Source organism: Streptomyces sp. NPDC047043 (genome assembly GCF_040644055.1).
Taxonomy (GTDB): domain Bacteria; phylum Actinomycetota; class Actinomycetes; order Streptomycetales; family Streptomycetaceae; genus Streptomyces.
Genome location: NZ_JBEYVO010000045.1, coordinates 64,500 through 81,634 on the forward strand (window position 1 = coordinate 64,500; position 17,135 = coordinate 81,634).

15 protein-coding genes are annotated in these 17,135 nt (G+C 70.9%); 10 read left to right on the forward strand and 5 right to left on the reverse strand.

Features of this window, described 5'->3' with window-relative positions:
• Window positions 1–3 precede the first annotated feature (3 nt).
• From ABZ880_RS47700 to ABZ880_RS47740, 9 genes are all read left to right on the forward strand, one after another.
• On the forward strand, window positions 4–816 hold the full coding sequence (locus ABZ880_RS47700; protein WP_361277309.1) for an acetoacetate decarboxylase family protein: 813 nt from the start codon (window positions 4–6) through the stop codon (window positions 814–816).
• 123 nt (window positions 817–939) lie between these two features.
• Window positions 940–2,403, forward strand: a complete 1,464-nt coding sequence (locus ABZ880_RS47705) for an aldehyde dehydrogenase (RefSeq protein ID WP_361277310.1) — start codon at window positions 940–942, stop codon at window positions 2,401–2,403.
• Window positions 2,396–3,301: a 3,4-dihydroxyphenylacetate 2,3-dioxygenase gene (locus ABZ880_RS47710; protein WP_361277311.1), complete on the forward strand. Its 906-nt coding sequence runs from the start codon at window positions 2,396–2,398 to the stop codon at window positions 3,299–3,301. The genes ABZ880_RS47705 and ABZ880_RS47710 overlap by 8 nt, the downstream gene beginning before the upstream one ends.
• Window positions 3,302–3,312: 11 nt before the next feature.
• Window positions 3,313–4,158 (forward strand): fumarylacetoacetate hydrolase family protein, encoded by an 846-nt coding sequence (locus ABZ880_RS47715; protein WP_361277312.1) that lies wholly within the window; start codon window positions 3,313–3,315, stop codon window positions 4,156–4,158.
• 35 nt (window positions 4,159–4,193) lie between these two features.
• Window positions 4,194–4,823: a TetR family transcriptional regulator gene (locus ABZ880_RS47720; RefSeq protein WP_361277313.1), complete on the forward strand. Its 630-nt coding sequence runs from the start codon at window positions 4,194–4,196 to the stop codon at window positions 4,821–4,823.
• A 152-nt stretch (window positions 4,824–4,975) separates the two neighbouring features.
• Complete coding sequence (locus tag ABZ880_RS47725; protein WP_361277314.1) at window positions 4,976–6,157, forward strand: cytochrome P450; 1,182 nt, start codon at window positions 4,976–4,978, stop codon at window positions 6,155–6,157.
• A gap of 157 nt (window positions 6,158–6,314) precedes the next feature.
• Complete coding sequence (locus ABZ880_RS47730) at window positions 6,315–7,772, forward strand: APC family permease (protein WP_361277315.1); 1,458 nt, start codon at window positions 6,315–6,317, stop codon at window positions 7,770–7,772.
• Window positions 7,773–7,897: 125 nt separating this feature from the next.
• Complete coding sequence (locus tag ABZ880_RS47735; protein WP_361277316.1) at window positions 7,898–9,388, forward strand: aldehyde dehydrogenase; 1,491 nt, start codon at window positions 7,898–7,900, stop codon at window positions 9,386–9,388.
• Window positions 9,385–10,086, forward strand: a complete 702-nt coding sequence (locus tag ABZ880_RS47740; protein WP_361277317.1) for a gamma-glutamyl-gamma-aminobutyrate hydrolase family protein — start codon at window positions 9,385–9,387, stop codon at window positions 10,084–10,086. The genes ABZ880_RS47735 and ABZ880_RS47740 overlap by 4 nt, the downstream gene beginning before the upstream one ends.
• 28 nt (window positions 10,087–10,114) lie before the next feature.
• Here the strand turns inward: ABZ880_RS47740 and ABZ880_RS47745 are convergent, their stop codons facing one another.
• From ABZ880_RS47745 to ABZ880_RS47765, 5 genes are read right to left on the reverse strand one after another with little or no spacing between them, the layout of a single operon-like run.
• Complete coding sequence (locus tag ABZ880_RS47745; protein WP_361277318.1) at window positions 10,115–10,477, reverse strand: cupin domain-containing protein; 363 nt, start codon at window positions 10,475–10,477, stop codon at window positions 10,115–10,117.
• A gap of 26 nt (window positions 10,478–10,503) precedes the next feature.
• Window positions 10,504–11,352: a bifunctional methylenetetrahydrofolate dehydrogenase/methenyltetrahydrofolate cyclohydrolase gene (locus ABZ880_RS47750; RefSeq protein WP_361277319.1), complete on the reverse strand. Its 849-nt coding sequence runs from the start codon at window positions 11,350–11,352 to the stop codon at window positions 10,504–10,506.
• A gap of 31 nt (window positions 11,353–11,383) precedes the next feature.
• Complete coding sequence (locus ABZ880_RS47755; protein WP_361277320.1) at window positions 11,384–11,893, reverse strand: hypothetical protein; 510 nt, start codon at window positions 11,891–11,893, stop codon at window positions 11,384–11,386.
• Between the two features lie 32 nt (window positions 11,894–11,925).
• Complete coding sequence (locus ABZ880_RS47760) at window positions 11,926–13,008, reverse strand: substrate-binding domain-containing protein (protein WP_361277321.1); 1,083 nt, start codon at window positions 13,006–13,008, stop codon at window positions 11,926–11,928.
• Complete coding sequence (locus tag ABZ880_RS47765) at window positions 13,005–15,542, reverse strand: SpoIIE family protein phosphatase (protein WP_361277322.1); 2,538 nt, start codon at window positions 15,540–15,542, stop codon at window positions 13,005–13,007. Before ABZ880_RS47765 ends, ABZ880_RS47760 begins: the two co-directional genes overlap by 4 nt.
• A 473-nt stretch (window positions 15,543–16,015) precedes the next feature.
• On the opposite strand from ABZ880_RS47765, the gene ABZ880_RS47770 reads away from it, so the two are divergent.
• Window positions 16,016–17,107 (forward strand): substrate-binding domain-containing protein, encoded by a 1,092-nt coding sequence (locus ABZ880_RS47770; RefSeq protein ID WP_361277323.1) that lies wholly within the window; start codon window positions 16,016–16,018, stop codon window positions 17,105–17,107.
• Window positions 17,108–17,135 lie beyond the last annotated feature (28 nt).

A 17,135-nucleotide genomic window follows, 5' to 3' on the forward strand; every position in this document is an offset into this window, starting at 1 on the left:
GCCATGTCCAGTCTCCGTGGTTACTTCCATCCCAAGACGGCGAGCGGTGCCTCGTCGCTGATTCCGTCGCCGCCGTGGCGCTACTCGGGCGACCTGCTCACCGTCGAGTACCGGACCGATCCGGCGCGGGTGCGTGAACTGCTGCCCGAGCCACTGGAGTTGGCCGACGAGGACCCCGGCGCGGTCGCACTGATCTGGGCCGACTGGCAGTCCTGCTCGGCCTCCGGCGACGAGCTGCTGGACCCGGTGCTCTCCCAGTACAAGGAGGCCTTCGCGGTCGTGCGCTGCAAGTACCGGGGGCAGACGTACTCGCGGTGCGTGTACATCTGGGTCGACAAGGACTTCGCCATCGCGCGCGGGCTGCACCAGGGGTATCCGAAGAAGCTCGGGTCGATCCATCAGACGCGGCCCCATCCGTACGGGCCCGCTCCGCACGTTTCGGCGGGGGCGCGGTTCGGGGCGACGCTCGCTGCCGCCGACCGGAGGCTGGCCCAGGCCGTGGTGACCTTGCGGGAGCCGTCGGAGACGAACGGCTTCGTGAACGGGCATCCGATGGTTCATCACCGGTGGCTGCCGTCCATCGAGAAGGGCAAGGGGCTTGCGCTCGACGAGCTGATCGAGTCGGGGGCGGATTCCTTCGAGGGCGGTCAACCGTGGGTCGGGGACGCCGAGTTGGAGCTTTTCGAGGCTCCTACGGAGGAGTTGGCTCGGTTGGGGATTCGAGAGCCCATCGCCGCGTATTACCGGCAGGTCGGGGTGGTTTGGGACGGTGGGCGGCTTCTGGAGTCGGGCACGTCGGGTGCGTCCGCCGCGTAAGGCCGTCGTCGATGCGCGGCTTGTTCGTGGCTGGTCGCGCCCGCGCGGCGGAGCCGCATATCGATACAGCCCCGCGCCCTCGGCAGGACACCTCCCCCTCTCGTCCGAAATGGAGCCCTTCTCATGCCTGACAAGATCATCGTTTCCGGTGTTTCCGTTGACACCCGGCACTGGATCGGGGGTCAACGTGTCGCTTCCGCCCAGACGTTCGCCGATTCGTCGCCGATCGACGGTGCCGTCCTCGGGGAGATCGCCCGCGGTGGGCCCGCCGAGGCGCAGGCCGCCGTCGCTGCCGCCAAGGCCGCCTTTCCCGGCTGGGCGGCGACCTCCCGTGCCGAGCGTGCCCGCATTCTGCATGCCGTCGCTGACGGTGTGGAGAAGCGGATCGAAGAGCTGGCCATCGTCGAGACCACCGACAACGGCGCCCTGTTGCGCTCGCACCGGCGGGGTGTGATGCCGCGAGTGGCGCACAACTTCCGGTTCTTTGCCGACTGGCTGCTGGAGTTGGAGAACGAGGACTTCGAGACCCGCGGGCACACGAATCATGTCTCGTGGGACCCGGCGGGGCCCTGTGTGCTGATCACTCCGTGGAACGCCCCGCTGATGCTGGCCACTTGGAAGGTCGCCCCGGCACTCGCCGCCGGCAACACCGTGGTGCTGAAGCCCGCCGAGTGGTCGCCGCTGACCGCCTCCCTGCTCGCGGACATCGCCGCCGAGGCGGGGCTGCCCGCCGGAGTGCTCAACGTCGTCCAGGGTTACGGCGCCGAGATCGGCGACGCCCTCACCTCGCACCCGGACGTGCGGCGGATCAGCTTCACCGGATCGGTGCCGACGGCCAAGCGGATCGCCGAGTCGGCCGCCGTCAACCTCACCCCGCTCAGCCTCGAACTGGGCGGCAAGTCACCGCTGCTGGTGTTCGCCGACGCCGATCTGGATCTCGCCGTCGACCTCGCGGTGGAGCAGTACGACAACGCCGGGCAGGTCTGCCTGGCCGCGACGCGCTTCCTTGTCGAGGAGTCGATCGCGGAGGAATTCACTCGGCGGTTTGTCGACAGGGCGACCAGTCTGCAGCAGGGCGATCCGCGGGACGAGGGCACCGACATCGGGCCCAACATCCATCCCCGTCAGCTGGAGAAGATCGACGGCTTCGTGCGGCGGGCGCTCGCGGCCGGGGCCCGCGCGGTCATCGGCGGGCAGCGCAAGGACGGGCAGTACTACGCGCCGACCCTGCTCACCGATGTCGCCCAGGACTCGGAGATCGTGCAGGAGGAGGTCTTCGGGCCGGTCCTGACCCTGCAGACCTTCAGCAGCGAGGACGAGGCCGTCCGCCTCGCCAACGACACCCGCTTCGGGCTGGCCGCCACACTCGCCACCGGCGACCCCGAGCGCGCCGAACGCGTCACCGCACAGCTGGTCGCGGGCACGGTCTGGGTCAACTGCTTCTTCGTACGGGACCTGCAGGCCCCGTTCGGCGGCTCGCGCCTGTCCGGGGTCGGTCGTGAGGGCGGCACCTGGAGCTTCGACTTCTACTGCGACCTGAAGAACACCGTGACCGCCCCCAACGGATGGAGCCGGAACCATGGGTGAGATCGTCGGGGCCGGGCTGCTCGCCCACGTCCCCACCATCGTCCTGCCGGAGGCCGAACGGCTGGAGCTCAACGAGGGCAAGGAGATCACCCTCGTCACCGGGCTCCAGGAGCTGCGCCGGGAGGTGTTCGAGCGGGACGACTACGACACCGTCGTCGTCCTGGACTCGCACTGGGCCACGACGGTCGAGTTCGTCGTGACCGCCCAGCAGCGCCGCGCAGGGCTCTTCACCTCCGAGGAGCTGCCGCGGGGGATGTGCCGGATGCCGTACGACTTCCCGGGCGATCCCGAACTCGCCCGCAACGTCGAGAAGTTCGCGGACAAGCACGGCACCTGGATCACCGCGATCGACGACGAGTACCTGCCGATCTACTACGCCACCATCAATCTGTGGAAGTTCCTCGGCGAGGGGCTGCCGGACAAGCGGTGGGTGACCATCGGTGTCTGCCAGACCGGCGACATGGAGGACCATCTGCGGCTGGGGCGTGCGCTGGCCGACGGGATCGCCGCGACCCCCGGGCGGCGTGTGCTGCTCATCGCCTCCGGCGCGCTGTCGCACACCTTCTGGCCGCTGCGCGAACTGCGCGACCACGAGGCGAGCGACCCGGTGCACATCCGCACGCCCGAGGCCCGCGCCGCGGACTACGAGCGCATCGCCTGGTTCAAGGAGGGCCGGCACGACAAGGTCCTCGACACCATGGCCGAGTTCTGGAAGTACAAGCCCGAGGCGAAGTTCTTCCACTACCTGATGATGGCCGGCGCACTGGGCGAACAGGCCTGCATCGCCAAGGGCCGCCAGTACGGCGAGTACGAGAACTCCGTCGGCACCGGCCAGGTGCACCTGTGGTTCGACCGCCCGGCCGACGGCTGGACCGGCACCCCTCACCGACTCCCCTAGGAAGGCCCGCCATGCCCGAATACCGCCGCATCCTCCTCGACGGCGCCGCCGTCCAGGTCACCGTCGACGGGGACGAACTCGTCGCCGGGGACGGCCGACGCGTCAAGACCGAGGAGGCCCGGCACCTGCCGCCGGTCGTGCCGTCGAAGGTGATCGCCGTCCACCTCAACCACCAGAGCCGCGTGGACGAGTTCCGGATCCAACTCCCGGACACCCCCACGTACTTCCACAAGCCGACCTCCGCGCTCAACTCCCACCAGGGCGCGATCGTCCGCCCCGAGGGCTGCAAGTGGCTCAACTACGAGGGCGAGGTCGCCATCGTCATCGGGAGGACGGCGCGGAACATCTCCGCCGCCGAGGCAGGGGAGTTCATCGCGGGCTACACGATCGCCAACGACTACGGCCTGCACGACTTCCGCGACACCGACGCCGGTTCGATGCTCCGGGTGAAGGGCTCCGACACCCTCTGCCCGCTCGGCCCCGGCCTGGTCACCGACTGGGACTTCCGCGGCAAGAGCCTGAAGACGTACGTCAACGGCCAGGTGGTGCAGGACGGTTCGACCGACGAGATGAAGTGGGACATGCACTACCTCGTCGCCGACATCGCCCGCACCATCACCCTCTTCCCCGGCGACGTGCTGCTGTCCGGCACCCCGGCCAACTCCCGCCCCGTGCAACCCGGCGACGTCGTCGAGGTCGAGGTGGAGGGCCTCGGCAGGCTCACCAACCACATCGTCACCGGCCCCACCGCGATCCGCACCGACGTCGGCGCCCAGCCCACCGAGTCCGAGGAGGTGCTGTCCACTGCGCTCGGCGGCGACTGGGAGTTCCGCGGCATCCGCCCGCCAAGGCGCTGACGTACCGGGCGGAAGGGGGCAGGTAGGGTCACCGCATGACCGACTCCGCCGACGCCCCCAAGAGCCGACGCAAGCCCCGAAAGCGCCTGCACTACGGCGAGGGGCGCGAGGCCCTGCTCAACGCCGCCGTACGTGTCGTGGCGCGCGGCGGGCTGCGCAAGCTCACCTACCGGGCCGTCGCGGAGGAGGCCGGGGTCACCCACGGCCTCGTCGTGCACCACTTCGGCTCGCGCGACGCGCTGATCGAGGAGGCCCTCACCCACACGATCCGCACATCGCTGAGCACCAGCTCCCTCGAACCCGGCACCGGCAAGGTCGCGGACTTCTCGGCAGGGCTGTCCGAGATGGTCACGGCGGATCCGGACACGCAGGCGTTCCAGTACGAGCTGCTGCTGGAGTCGCGCCGCCGGCCGGAGCTGCTGCCGCATCTCCGCGAGCTGTACGACGAGTACTTCGACGCCACACAGCGCGAGCTGAGCCGTATGCTCCCGGCCGGCGCGGACAAGGCGCTGACCCGTCTGGTCTTCGCCGCGCTCGACGGTCTCGTCCTGCACCAGCTCGTCCTCGGCGAGCCCGAGGTCACGGACTCCGCCCTGGAGGAGCTGCGCGCCCTGCTGCGACTGCTCGACGCCGATGGCGACAGTAGCGGCGACACCCCCACATGACCATTTGACCTGCGCGTTTTCAGGCCCTGGACGTACCGCGTCCGGGGCCTTTCGCTGTCCCGTCGGGGTTCGTTTGATTCCGTACGAGTAAAGAGTCGGTTACGGGCGTCCCGACCGTTGACGAAGCTTTCCATTTGGATAATTCTCGGTTCATGACCGCTGAAGCCGCCACAGTCGACCTGCTCCCGTTCCGCGACCCCGACTACCGCGCGAACCCCGTCCCGTACTACGCCCGGCTCCGCCGCGAGGCGCCCGTCCACCGGCACCCGGTCGGCGTGTACGTCGTCTCCCGCTACGCGGACGTCGCGAAGCTGATCCGCAACCCCACCCTCAGCGTCCGCAGGCTCGACTTCGGCGTGGCCGATCCGCTGCACCACACGGTGCTCGGCCAGGACGCGCCCGACCACACCCGGCTGCGCCGCATCACCAACCGATGGTTCACGCCGAAGGCGGTGGAGGACTGGGCCGAGGTGATGCAGGCGTCCGTGGACGCCGTGCTCGACGAGGTGGCCGCGGGCGACGGCACCCTCGACGCGGTGGACGACCTCGCCCTGCGCTCCACCTTCCGAACGATCTGCCACATCTTCGGCGTCGAGCCCACCGAGATGCTCGAGATCCAGCAGGCCACCTACGACATCGGGCTGAGCCTCGGGCCCGGGTCGGACGAGGAGGACCGGCGGGTCACGAGCGAGGCCTTCGAGTGGTACGAGGAGCACATCCGCGGCCTGATCGCCCACAAACGCGCCCACCCCGGCGACGGTTTGATCGACCACTTCCTCGCCGAGCAGGAGGCGGGGAACATGACCGAGAAGGAGGTCGTCTTCTCGGTCCTGCTCTTCTTCGCCGTGGGCCACCTCGACATCAAGCACCTGATCGTGCAGGGCATCCGGCAGCTCGCCGAGCACCCCGAGTACATCGGGATCTACCGCGACCACCCCGAGGCCCGGCCCGGCTTCATCAACGAGGTGCTGCGCATCGAGAGCCCGGAACAGATGGTCTCCCGGCTCACCACCCAGGACACCGTCATCGGCGACACGACCGTGCCCGCAGGCGAGGTCCTGGTCCTGCTGATCGGCTCCGCCAACCGCGACCCGGAGGCCTTCCCCGACCCGGACCGCTTCGACCACACCCGCCCGCTCGACGCCGGCCGGCACCTGGCCTTCGGCTCGGGCCAGCACGGCTGCGCGGGCCAGGTGCTCGCCCGCGCCCAGGCCGACGTCGCCCTCACCACGCTCGTGAACCGCTTCGGCTCGATCGAACTCGCCGGCGAGCCCGCCTTCGCCCACACCGAGTTCCTGCGCAGCATCACCCGCCTTCCGATCAGGTTGCGCTGACCACCCGCCCAGGACGGTTACGGCTCGGCAAGAAGCCGGGAGCCGGGCGAAATTCTTCGCGCACCCCCCTTGCCAAACGGATAGTTCCGTCCCACGATAAGGCAACTCGTTTGGCCCTAAACGAATCCCTCCCTCCCCGTCCCGACAGGTGATCCGAATGGACAGTCAGACGGCGGTCACCCCGCACACCGCTCAAGATTCATCCATGACAGGCCGGCTCAAGCCCGATTCCCTCGGCGTCCTGGGCATCCTCTTCTTCGTCCTCTCCGCCCAGGCCCCGCTGACCGGCATCGCCGGAGCCGTCCCCATCGCCGTCGCCATCGGCAACGGCGCCGGCACCCCCGCCGCGTATCTCGCGGCCGGCGTCGTGGTCCTGCTCTTCTCCATCGGCTTCGTCGCCATGGGCCGCCACGTCGTGGACGCCGGCGCCTTCTACACGTACATCGGCAAGGGGCTGGGCCGCTCGACCGGCTCCGGCAGCGCCGGCGTCGCGCTCTTCGCCTACTGCGCGGTCCAGGCCGCCATGTACGGGCTCTACGGCGCGACGGTGAGCGGCCTGGTCGAGCACTACACCGGCGCACACATCGCATGGTGGGTGTGGACGCTGGTCACCATGGTGATCGTCCAGATCCTCGGCGCGGCCGGGATCGAGATGGGCGCCAAGGTGCTGGCCGTCTTCGTCCTGGCGGAGTTCAGCATCCTGATCGCCTTCGCCCTCGTGACCTTCGCGAAGGGCGGCGGCCCCGAGGGGCTCGGCTTCGGCGACAGCTTCTCACCACACGCCGCACTCCAGGGCGCCCCCGGTGTGGCGCTGATGTTCGCGGTGGCGTCGATGTTCGGCTTCGAGGCCACCGCCATCTACGGCGAGGAGGCCCGGGAGCCCAAGAAGACGGTGCCGCGCGCCACCTATCTGTCGGTCGCCGTGATCACCGGCTTCTTCGCCTTCACCTCGTGGATGCTGGTCTCCGCGCACGGCGCCTCCAAGGCGACCGCGGACGCGGGCAAGGCGCTGGCGTCGGGCGACGCCACGTCCTTCGTCTTCGCCCCCATCACCGCGCAGTTCGGCGGCCGGGCGGGCGACGTGCTGCCGATCCTGCTGGCCACCTCGCTGTTCGCCGGCATCCTCGCCTTCCACAACTCGGCCAACCGCTACCTGTTCTCCCTGGGCCGCGAGGGCCTGCTGCCGCACGGGCTGACCACACTCAACCGCCGCCACTCCCCCTGGCTGGCCGGCCTCGTCCAGACCGTGATCGCGGTGGCCCTGGTCATGCCCTTCGCGGTCCTGGGCAAGGACCCGGTGCTGACGCTCTTCTCCTGGTTCAGCGGGGTCGCCGTACTGGCGATCATGCTCCTGTACTTCCTGACCTCCGTCTCGGTGGTGTTCTTCTTCCGCCGCTCGCGTGCCGACACCCGGCCGTGGAACACGCTGGTCGCGCCGGTTCTGGGCGCGCTCGGCATCGCCGGTGCGATCTGGCTGATCATCGACAACTTCACCACGCTCATCGGCGGCGACCGGACCACCGCCGTCTGGCTCCAGCTCACCGTCCCCGCGGTGCTGGTCCTGGGGCTCGCAGTGGCACGGCTGACCCGCAACCGGCACACCGCCACGGACTGACCCCGCCGCTCGACACCCGACGTCCCGCACACGGCTGACGGCGGCACCACTCCCCGGGTGCCGCCGTCGGCCCGGTCATCAGGGCAAAGCCCTTACGCACCGCCCCTTCACACATAGGAGAGTTGATGTCGGCCCTCACCCACGACGGCCTGCTGCGTCGCGCCAAGGACCTGGAGCTGCCCGGCGGACACCACATCGACGGGGTGGACGAGCCGGGCGGAGGAACCGCCTTCGCGGTCGTCTCGCCACGCGACGGGCAGGTCCTGCGCGAGGTCGCCGACGCCCGGCCCGCCGAGGTCGACCTGGCCGTGGCCGCCGCACGTCGGGCCTTCGACTCCGGACCCTGGCCGCGCCTGGCACCCGCCGACCGCGGCCGCATCCTGCTGCGCATCGCCGAACTCCTGGAAGAACAGCGGGAGTTGCTCGCCCTGACCATCAGCCTGGAGATGGGCAAGCCGATCAGCGACGCGTACGGGATCGAACTGCGGGCCGCGATCAACACCTTCCGCTGGTACGGCCAGTTGGCGGACAAGCTCACCGACGAGTCGCCCCACACCGCTCCGGACGCCCTCGCGCTGATCACCCGCGAACCGGCCGGTGTCGTGGGCGCCGTAGTCCCCTGGAACTTCCCCCTGACGCTGGCGAGTTGGAAGGTCGCCCCGGCACTGGCGGCAGGCTGCACGGTCGTACTCAAACCGTCGGAGAACTCCCCGCTGTCGGCCCTGCTGCTGGGCCGGATCGCGACCGAGGCCGGGCTGCCGCCGGGCGTGCTCAACGTCGTGACCGGTGACGGACCGGTGGCGGGGCGGGCGATCGGTCTCCATCCCGACGTCGACGTCCTGGCCTTCACCGGCTCCACGGCGGTCGGCCGCCACTTCCTGCGCTACGCCGCCGACTCCAATCTCAAGCGCGTCTGGCTGGAGTTGGGCGGCAAGTCGCCGAACATCATCCTTCCGGACGCCCCCGACCTGGAGCAGGCGGCCGCCACCGCAGCCTGGGGCATCTTCTTCAACCAGGGCGAGATGTGCACCGCCCCCTCCCGGCTGCTGGTGCACTCCTCCGTCGCCGAACGCGTCACCGAGGCGATCGTCGCCCGGGCTGGGGAACTGCGGGTCGGCGACCCGCTGGACCCGGCGACCGAGATGGGCGCGATGGTGGGCGAGAGCCACCTGGAGCGCGTCCTCGGCCACATCGGCACCGGCCTCGAGGAAGGCGCACGGCTCCGCTCCGGCGGCGGGCGCGCGCTGGCCGACACCGGCGGCAGCTATCTGCACCCCACGGTCTTCGACCAGGTGGACCCGGGCATGCGGCTGTCCCGCGAGGAGATCTTCGGCCCCGTCCTGTCCGTGCTCACCTTCGACGACCTGGAGGAGGCGGTACGGCTGGCCAACGCCACCGACTACGGCCTCGCCGCCGGCCTGTGGACCTCCGACCTGTCGACGGCCCACAAGGTCTCGCACGCGCTCAGGGCCGGGACGGTCTGGGTGAACTGCTACGAGGAGGGCGACCTGACGGTCCCCTTCGGCGGCATGAAGCAGTCGGGCAACGGCCGGGACAAGTCCCTCCACGCCGTCGAGAAGTACACCGAGCTCAAGACCACCTGGATCCAGCTGTGACACGGCCCCTGATCGCCGTCCCGGCCCGCTTCTCCGCCACGACCTCCGCACTGCGCTACGCCGCAGAAGTCAACGCCCGTGCGCTGATCGAGGCGGTGTGGCGGGCCGGCGGCGAACCGGCGAGCATCCACCCCGCCGAGCACGACGTGGCGGCCCGCCTCGCCCGCTTCGACGGCGTCCTGCTCCCGGGCGGCGGCGACCTCGCCCCGCACCGCTACGGCGCCGCCGACACGCACGACAGCGTCTACGACGTGGACGAGGTGCAGGACGCCTTCGACCTCGAAGTCGCCCGTAGCGCACTGGAGTCGGGCCTGCCGCTGCTGGCTGTCTGCCGCGGTCTCCAGGTCGTCAATGTTGCCCTCGGCGGCACCCTGGAGCAGGACATGGGCGGACCGGACGGCGAGCACCGGCACGTCGTGCACCCGGTGTCGATCCGGCGCGGCACGCTGCTGGAACGGGCCACCGGCGCACAGAAGGTGGAGGCGTCCTGCTACCACCACCAGCGGGTGAGCGGCCTCGCGGCGGGACTGGAGATCACCGCGCGGGCCGCCGACGGCACCGTCGAAGGGCTCGAACTCCCGGGCGGCCGTGGGTGGTTCACGGCCGTCCAGTGGCACCCGGAGGACACCGCCCACGAGGACGCCGCCCAGCAGGGCCTGTTCGACACACTCGTGAGAGCCGCCCGGGACGGACACTGACAGCGCTTGTCGGGCACGGGCGGTACCGCTACTGAAGCCGCGTGAAACCGTGCGTGCGGCTCGGCAGGCCTTCCGCGTTGGGGCCGTAGATCGCCAGCATGCGGGCGTACTCCGGGGCCCAGTAGCGGCCGACGGCGCCGGCCGGGACCTGGACGACGTCTCCCGCCCGCGCCTCGACCGTCTCCCCGTCGCACGCGACGAACAGGTGGCCTTCCAGGACGTAGTTGAACTCGTCGTGTGGATGCTCGTCCGTCCAGGACTCGCCCCGCAGCTCCCATTCCATGAGGGCGGGTCCCGGACGAGGGCCGTCACCGGGCGGGAGGAGGGCGTGCCCGCGCGGGACCCCGTCACGGGGCTCGAGTGGAGCGGAGGGGTACTTCCGCGGCGGCACGTGTTCTCCTCTCGGCGGTGGAACCGTCAGCCGCGCTCGGCGGCCTCGACGATGTTGGTCAGCAGCATGGCCCGGGTCATCGGGCCCACGCCACCCACCGGCGGGGCGAGCGTGCCGGCGACCTGGTCCACGTCCGGGTGGACGTCGCCGAGGATGCCCTCGACGGTGCGGGTGATGCCCACGGACAGGACCGTGGCGCCCGGCTTGATCCAGTCGGGCCTGACGAGGTGGGCCACGCCGGCCGCGGCCACCACCACGTCGGCGACGCGGGTGTGGGCCGCGACGTCCTGGGTCGCCTCGTGGCACAGGGTGACGGTGGCGTGCTCGGTGCTGCGGGTCAGCATCAGGCCGAGCGGACGGCCCACCGTGATCCCGCAGCCGATGACGCAGAACTGCCGTCCGGTGATGGGCACTTGGTTGCGGCGCAGCAGGTCGATGATGCCGCGGGGCGTGCAGGGCAGCGGCCCCGGGATGCCGAGCACGAGGCGCCCCAGGCTCGTCGGGTGCAGCCCGTCGGCGTCCTTGGCGGGGTCGATGAGCTCCAGTACGGCATGGGTGTCGATGTGGGCGGGCAGCGGCAGCTGGACGATGAAGCCGGTGCAGGCCGGGTCGTCGTTGAGCCTGAGCACGGCGGCCTCGACGTCGGCCTGGGTGGCCGTGGCGGGCAGCTCCACCCGGATCGACGCGATGCCGACCTGGGCGCAGTCGCGGTGCTTGCCGCCGACGTAGGAACGGCTCGCGGGGTCGTCGCCGACGAGGATGGTGCCGAGGCCGGGCGTGATGCCTCTGCTCTTCAACTCCTCGACACGGGCGGCGAGTTCACTCTTGATCTCGGCTGCCGCGGCCTTGCCGTCGAGCAGCGTTGCGGTGGTCATGATCGTACGTAACCTCTCGATGCGGGGCGCGTCAGGAGAATACGACGGTGCCGGAGGCCGACCTCGACCAGGACCGGGATGAGAACCTCAGGCTCCGCAACATCGCCTCAAAACGGGCGAATGCCGCCGATGTGTCCCGCTGCTGATCGATGTTCACGGTGGTCCAGGACACCAGTGGGATCCGATCGCCGATGTCGATGACGGCCACGCGCAGCGAGTACTCGGGCTGAAGCCCGTAACAGTCCTCGGCGGCATCCCCGCCCGTCGTGGGGCAGCCGAGGCTGCCGTCGAGCGACCAGTCGGTGGTGGCGGTCATCAGGGTCGCCGGACGCCCGCCGACGGTCGTCTCCACCTTGTCCCGCCACTTCGCGTGGTACTCGGCCTGCCCGCGCAAGAAGGCCAGGTACGCCCTGTAGCTGCCGGGCGGTTTGACCGGGTCGCTCTTTCCCGGCGGGTATACGACCACCAGCAGCAGGAACCTGATCGATGGCCTGCTGCGCGCCTGGCCCCACTCCACCTGAGATCGCGCGGCATCAGACACCGCGGACAGGCGGCTGCGGGACGGTGGTTCCGCTACTGCGTGAGCCCGGCCTTCTCGCAGGCCGACCGGAGGTCTTGGCCGCAGATCTCGTCGACGGTGTACACGCCGTCCTCGACGAGGGTCTGCTCGATGTTGTCCTTCGTCACCGCGCTCGGCTCGAGCAGGAGGGACGGGATGCGTTTGGCGGTGGGGCTGTCGGTCGTGGTCGGGGCGACGGTGCGGAGGTCGTGGCTGCGGCCCAGGGCCACGGCCATGTCGGCGGCCGCGGCGGCTTCCTTGCGGAACGGTTTGTAGACCGTCATGTACTGCTCACCCTTGACGAGGCGGCGTACGGCGTCGAGGTCCGCGTCCTGGCCGGTCACCGGAGGCAGTTTGGTGACCCCGGCGCTCTTGAGCGCGGAGATGGCGCCGGCGGCCATGGCGTCGTTGGCCGCGAGGACGCCGTCGATGCGGTTCGGGCCGAGGGCCGCGATGGCGGCGGACATGTGGGCGTGGGCGTTGTCGGTGCTCCAGCCCTGGGTGTCGTAGGACCTGCCGATCTTCACCTCGCCGGCGAGGACGGAGAGTGCGCCCTTGCGGTACCAGGCCGCGTTGGGGCTGGTGGGGTCGCCGTTGAGCATGACGATCTGCTTGCTCCGCGCCCCACTGCCCATGGCCCTCAGCAGCGCCTGGCCCTGAAGTCTGCCGACCTCGCCGCCGTCGAAGCTGACGTAGCCCGAGATCGGCCCCTCCGCGAGGCGGTCGTAGGCGACGACGGGTACGCCCGCCTCGTGGGCCGCTCGGATCGAGGAACGCAGGGCCTTGGTGTCGGCGGCGTCGAGGATCAGGACCTTGACCCCCTTGGTGATCATGGAGTCCATCTGCTGCCGCTGCCTGGTCGCGTCGTTCTCGGCGTTGGCGTACTCCATCGTGCAGCGCGGGCACAGCTCCTTCAGCCGCTTCTCGATCAGCGGTTTGTCGGACTGCTCCCAGCGCGGCACGGACCGGCTCGGCAGCAGCAGGCCGACGGTGAAGCCGCTGGTGTCGGCCTGGCCGTCGCCGCCGCAGGCCGCCTGGGACAGCGTCAGCAGTCCCGCGGCGAGGACCGCGAGAACGTGCCGCCCGCGCAGCCTCACGGCGGCCCCCCTCCCACCGTCCCGGGCTCGGAGGCCGCGGCAGCCTGCTCCCGCGGCGGTACGGCGATCTCGCTCCACACCTGCTTGCCGCCCGCCACCGGCGTCGAGCCGAAGGACTCCGACATCGCCTCGACCAGCAGCAGGCCCCGGCCGCCGGTCGACTCCCAGTCCACGATCACCGGCTTGGCGGGCGCGCGCGGCGAGGCGTCACTCACGCCGACCCGCACCCGGTCACCGCGCAGCACCAGATCGAGGCGGACCGGGCCCTGGGTGTACACCAGGGCGTTGGTGACCAGTTCGGACACGACGAGCAGCACCGCGTCGGCCACGTCCTCGGCCTTCCAGCGGCGCAGCGTGCGTGCCGTGAAGCGGCGGGCGTGCATGACGGCGTCGGGCAGCCGCCACACCACCCAGCCGGCCCGGGTCGGGCGGATCCCCATGCCGTCGTAGCGCAGCAGCAACAGCGCCACGTCGTCCTCGCGGCGGCCGACGTCGCCGAGCAGTTCGTCGGCCATACGGCCCAGGTCCGCAGGGTCGGCCGCAGCGAGTGCGGCGCGCGTCAGGTCCATGCCCTCGTCCACCGGCAGGCCGGCGGCTTCGACCAGGCCGTCGGTGACGAGGGCGAGCACGGTGCCGGGGCTCAGCGCGACGGCGGTCATGGGGAACTCGGCCTCTTCGAGGATGCCCAGCGGGAGTCCGCCCTCGACCTCGATCTCCTCGGTGCTGCCGTCGGGAAGGCGCACCAGCGGGGCGAGGTGCCCGGCCCGGACGAACAGGGTGTTGCCCTCCTCCAGGTCCAGTTCGGCATAGCAGCAGGTGGCGAAGAGGTCGGTCTCCATCCCGACGAGGAGACGGTTGGCGTGCGAGACGACCACGTCGGGCGGGTGGCCTTCCACCGCGTAGGCCCTGACCGCCGTACGCATCTGGCCCATGATCGTGGCGGCTCCGGCGCTGTGGCCCTGGACATCCCCGATGACCAGCGCCACCCGGTCCTCGGACAGGGCGATGACGTCGTACCAGTCGCCGCCCACCTGCAGGCCGCGCCGGGCGGGCAGATAGCGGGCCACTGCCTTGCCGCCGGGGAGTTCGGGCAGGCGGCGGGGCAGCAGGCTGCGCTGCAGCATGGTCGCCAGCTGCTGCTCGGCGTCGTGCTCGTGGGCGCGCTTGAGGGCCTGGCCGACCAGTGCCGCCGTGGCGGTCAGCAGGGACCTCTCGTCGGGCACGAAGTCATGCGGCTTGTCCCAGCCGACCAGGCACACGCCGGCGACCTGTCCCCTGGCGGGCAGCGGCAGCACGGCCAGGCCTCCGCTGCCGATGCCGTCGAGTCCGGGTTCGAAGGCGGTGCCGGCCGGCCACAGGTCCATCCGCCCGTCCCGCAGGGCGAGTTGAAGGGTGGGCAGCGCGCCGATGGGTGCGTCGGGCCACTCGGTGCGCCACTCGTCGCGCCAGATCTGGGGCCAGGCGGCGGGCTGCGGCGGGTCGAGCACGGTGACCATGAGCCGCTCGCCCTGCAGCTCGGCGAGCGCCACCCGGTCGGCGCCCAGCGGCTCGCGCAGCGCGGTGACCACGACATGGCTGACGTCACGGACGGTTGCGGCCTCGTCCAGGGCGGCGGTCAGCCACTGGATCCTGGAGACCTCGTCGGCGCCGCGGCGCAGGACCGAGGTGGCCGTCACCACGCCGAGCACCTGCTCCGGCCGGTCGGCGGTGCCCTCCGCCACCCGGCAGCTCAGGCTCAGCCAGCGCATCTCGCCGGTGGGGCCGCGGACCCGGAACTCCAGCTCGCGCCGGCCGAACGCCTGCGGGGCCGGCTCCAGGACGGACACCAGGGCGTGCATGTCCTCCGGGAGGGCGTGTGCGAGGAGCGTGTCCGCCTTGCCGTCGAATTCGTCCGGGGTGATGCCGACGAGTTCGAGGAGGGTCTCGTCCGCATCGACCCGGCCGGTGTCCGGCAGCAGCACGAAGGAGCCGACGCGCAGACTGCGCAGGGCGGGAGCCAGCAGCGGAGACCGTACGGAACCGCCGGGGCCGGGCGGCAGCAGACGGGCGACCTCGTCGGCGTACCGCTCCAGGAAGTGCCGCTGCTCGGCGGCGAAGCCGTCCGCGCCGGCGCCCACGACGACGAGACAGCCGAGCCTGTTGCCCTCCTTCCGCAGCGGCAGCGCACCGAGCGACGCCTCCCCGCGCGGCGTCGGGCCGCCCTCGGGGTAGGAGGCCAGGGCCGCGGGGGTCAGCCACAACGGCCGGTCGGTACGGAAGGCGTGCTCCGCGGGTGACCCTCCGGGCAGGGGCAGATGCTCGGGCAGCCGGTACTCGGAAGCGGCGCACCGGGCCGTCTCCGCCAGCCGGAGTTCCTGCTCCTCGCCATCGATCACATAGACCGCGGCCAGAGCCACTCCGGCGAAGACCAGGGCCCGCTCGCCCGCTGCCGCCCGCACCGAGGACAGTGCACCGGTGGCACCGGTGCCCCGGGTGTCGGCTCCGGATGCCGCCGGCTGAGACACTCCGGCCCGGGCACGGCCGTCATGAGGCATGTCCGCAACCTACTTCCCGTCCGTGCCGCAGAAGCGACTGAGATCGGGCACCCCCACACCAGAATTGCATATACGGGCAAACCCCACAGAGTCGCAGTTCGCCCCGCCCGGTGCCACACTGGCGACATGGTCGTCTTGCCACGTCCACGCGGCATGTTCCGGGCGGATCTCTAGCTTCGGCATCGAGCCCGCGTCTGCGGGCGCCCGTCCGCTGCCCGGCCGTATCCGTGGAATGTGAGGAGGCCGGGTATCGCCATGCTCGACGACATAGCCGCCGGTGCCGGGCCGGTCGGGCGCAGGCCCCACCTCGCCGGGACGGGTGTCCATGCCGTCGTGGCCGTCCGGCCCATGCGGGCTCGTACCGTCGCGGGTCGTCGGTCGTGGTCCGTCCGGCCCGTCCGAACCACGCACGCATCCATGACGCCGCGCCCCTTCGCCCTGCGCTGCCGACGCCGCCGAGGGAGGTCTCCCGGATGAGGACCTGGATGCGGCACACGGCGCCGACGATGGCCGCGCTCTCGACGGCCGTCGTCCTGGCGGCCTGCGGTTCGGGCGGCGGTGGCGACCCCGACGGCGGGAGTTCGCCCACGATCGGTCTGCTGCTGCCCGACGCCACCACGGCCCGCTGGGAGACGCAGGACCGGCCCCTGCTGGAGAAGAAGATCAAGGAGCTGTGCGGCGACTGCTCGATCGAGCACGCCAACGCCAAGGGCGATGTGGCGATCCAGCAGGAGCAGATGGACTCGATGATCACCAAGGGGGTCGACGCCATCGTGCTCGTGGCCGTGGACGCCAGGTCGCTCGCCACCGAGGTCAGGGACGCGGCCACCGCGAACATCCCGGTCATCGCCTACGACCGTCTCGCCCAGGGCCCGATCTCGGGTTACGTCTCCTTCGACGGCCAGGAGGTCGGCAGGCTCCAGGGCAGGGCGCTGCTGAGGGCGATGAGCGACGACAGCGCGGGAGGCCGCCAGATCGTCATGATGAACGGCGATCCCAGCGACCCCAATGCGGCGCAGTTCAAGAAGGGCGCCCTGTCGGTGCTGACGGGGAGGGTGAAGATCGGCAAGGCGTACGACACCCTGCAGTGGCGGCCGGAGACCGCGAACATGAACATGTCCGGCGCGCTCGCCGCCCTCGGCGTCGGCAACATCCACGGGGTCTACGCCGCCAACGACGGCCTCGCCTCGGGCAGCATCTCGGCCTTGAAGGCGAACAAGGTCGAACCGCTGCCCCCGGTGACCGGGCAGGACGCCGAACTCGGAGCCGTGCAGCGCATTGTCGGCGGCGACCAGTACATGACCGTGTACAAGCCGTTCGGACCCGAGGCCTCCGCCGGCGCCACCATGGCCGTGGCGGCGGCCCGCGGCAAGGCCCTCGACCAGGTCGGCAAGGACACCGTGCGGCCCACCGGCGGCAAGCAGGTTCCGGCCGTGATGCTCACCCCGGTGGCCGTGACCGTCGGCAACATCAAGGGCACGCTGGTCAAGGACGGCATCTACACGGTCGAGCAGATCTGCGTGCCCCGGCTCGAGACCGCCTGCAGCAAGGCCGGGCTGACCTGAGAAGCACTCACCAAACCGGTTCCGGCCG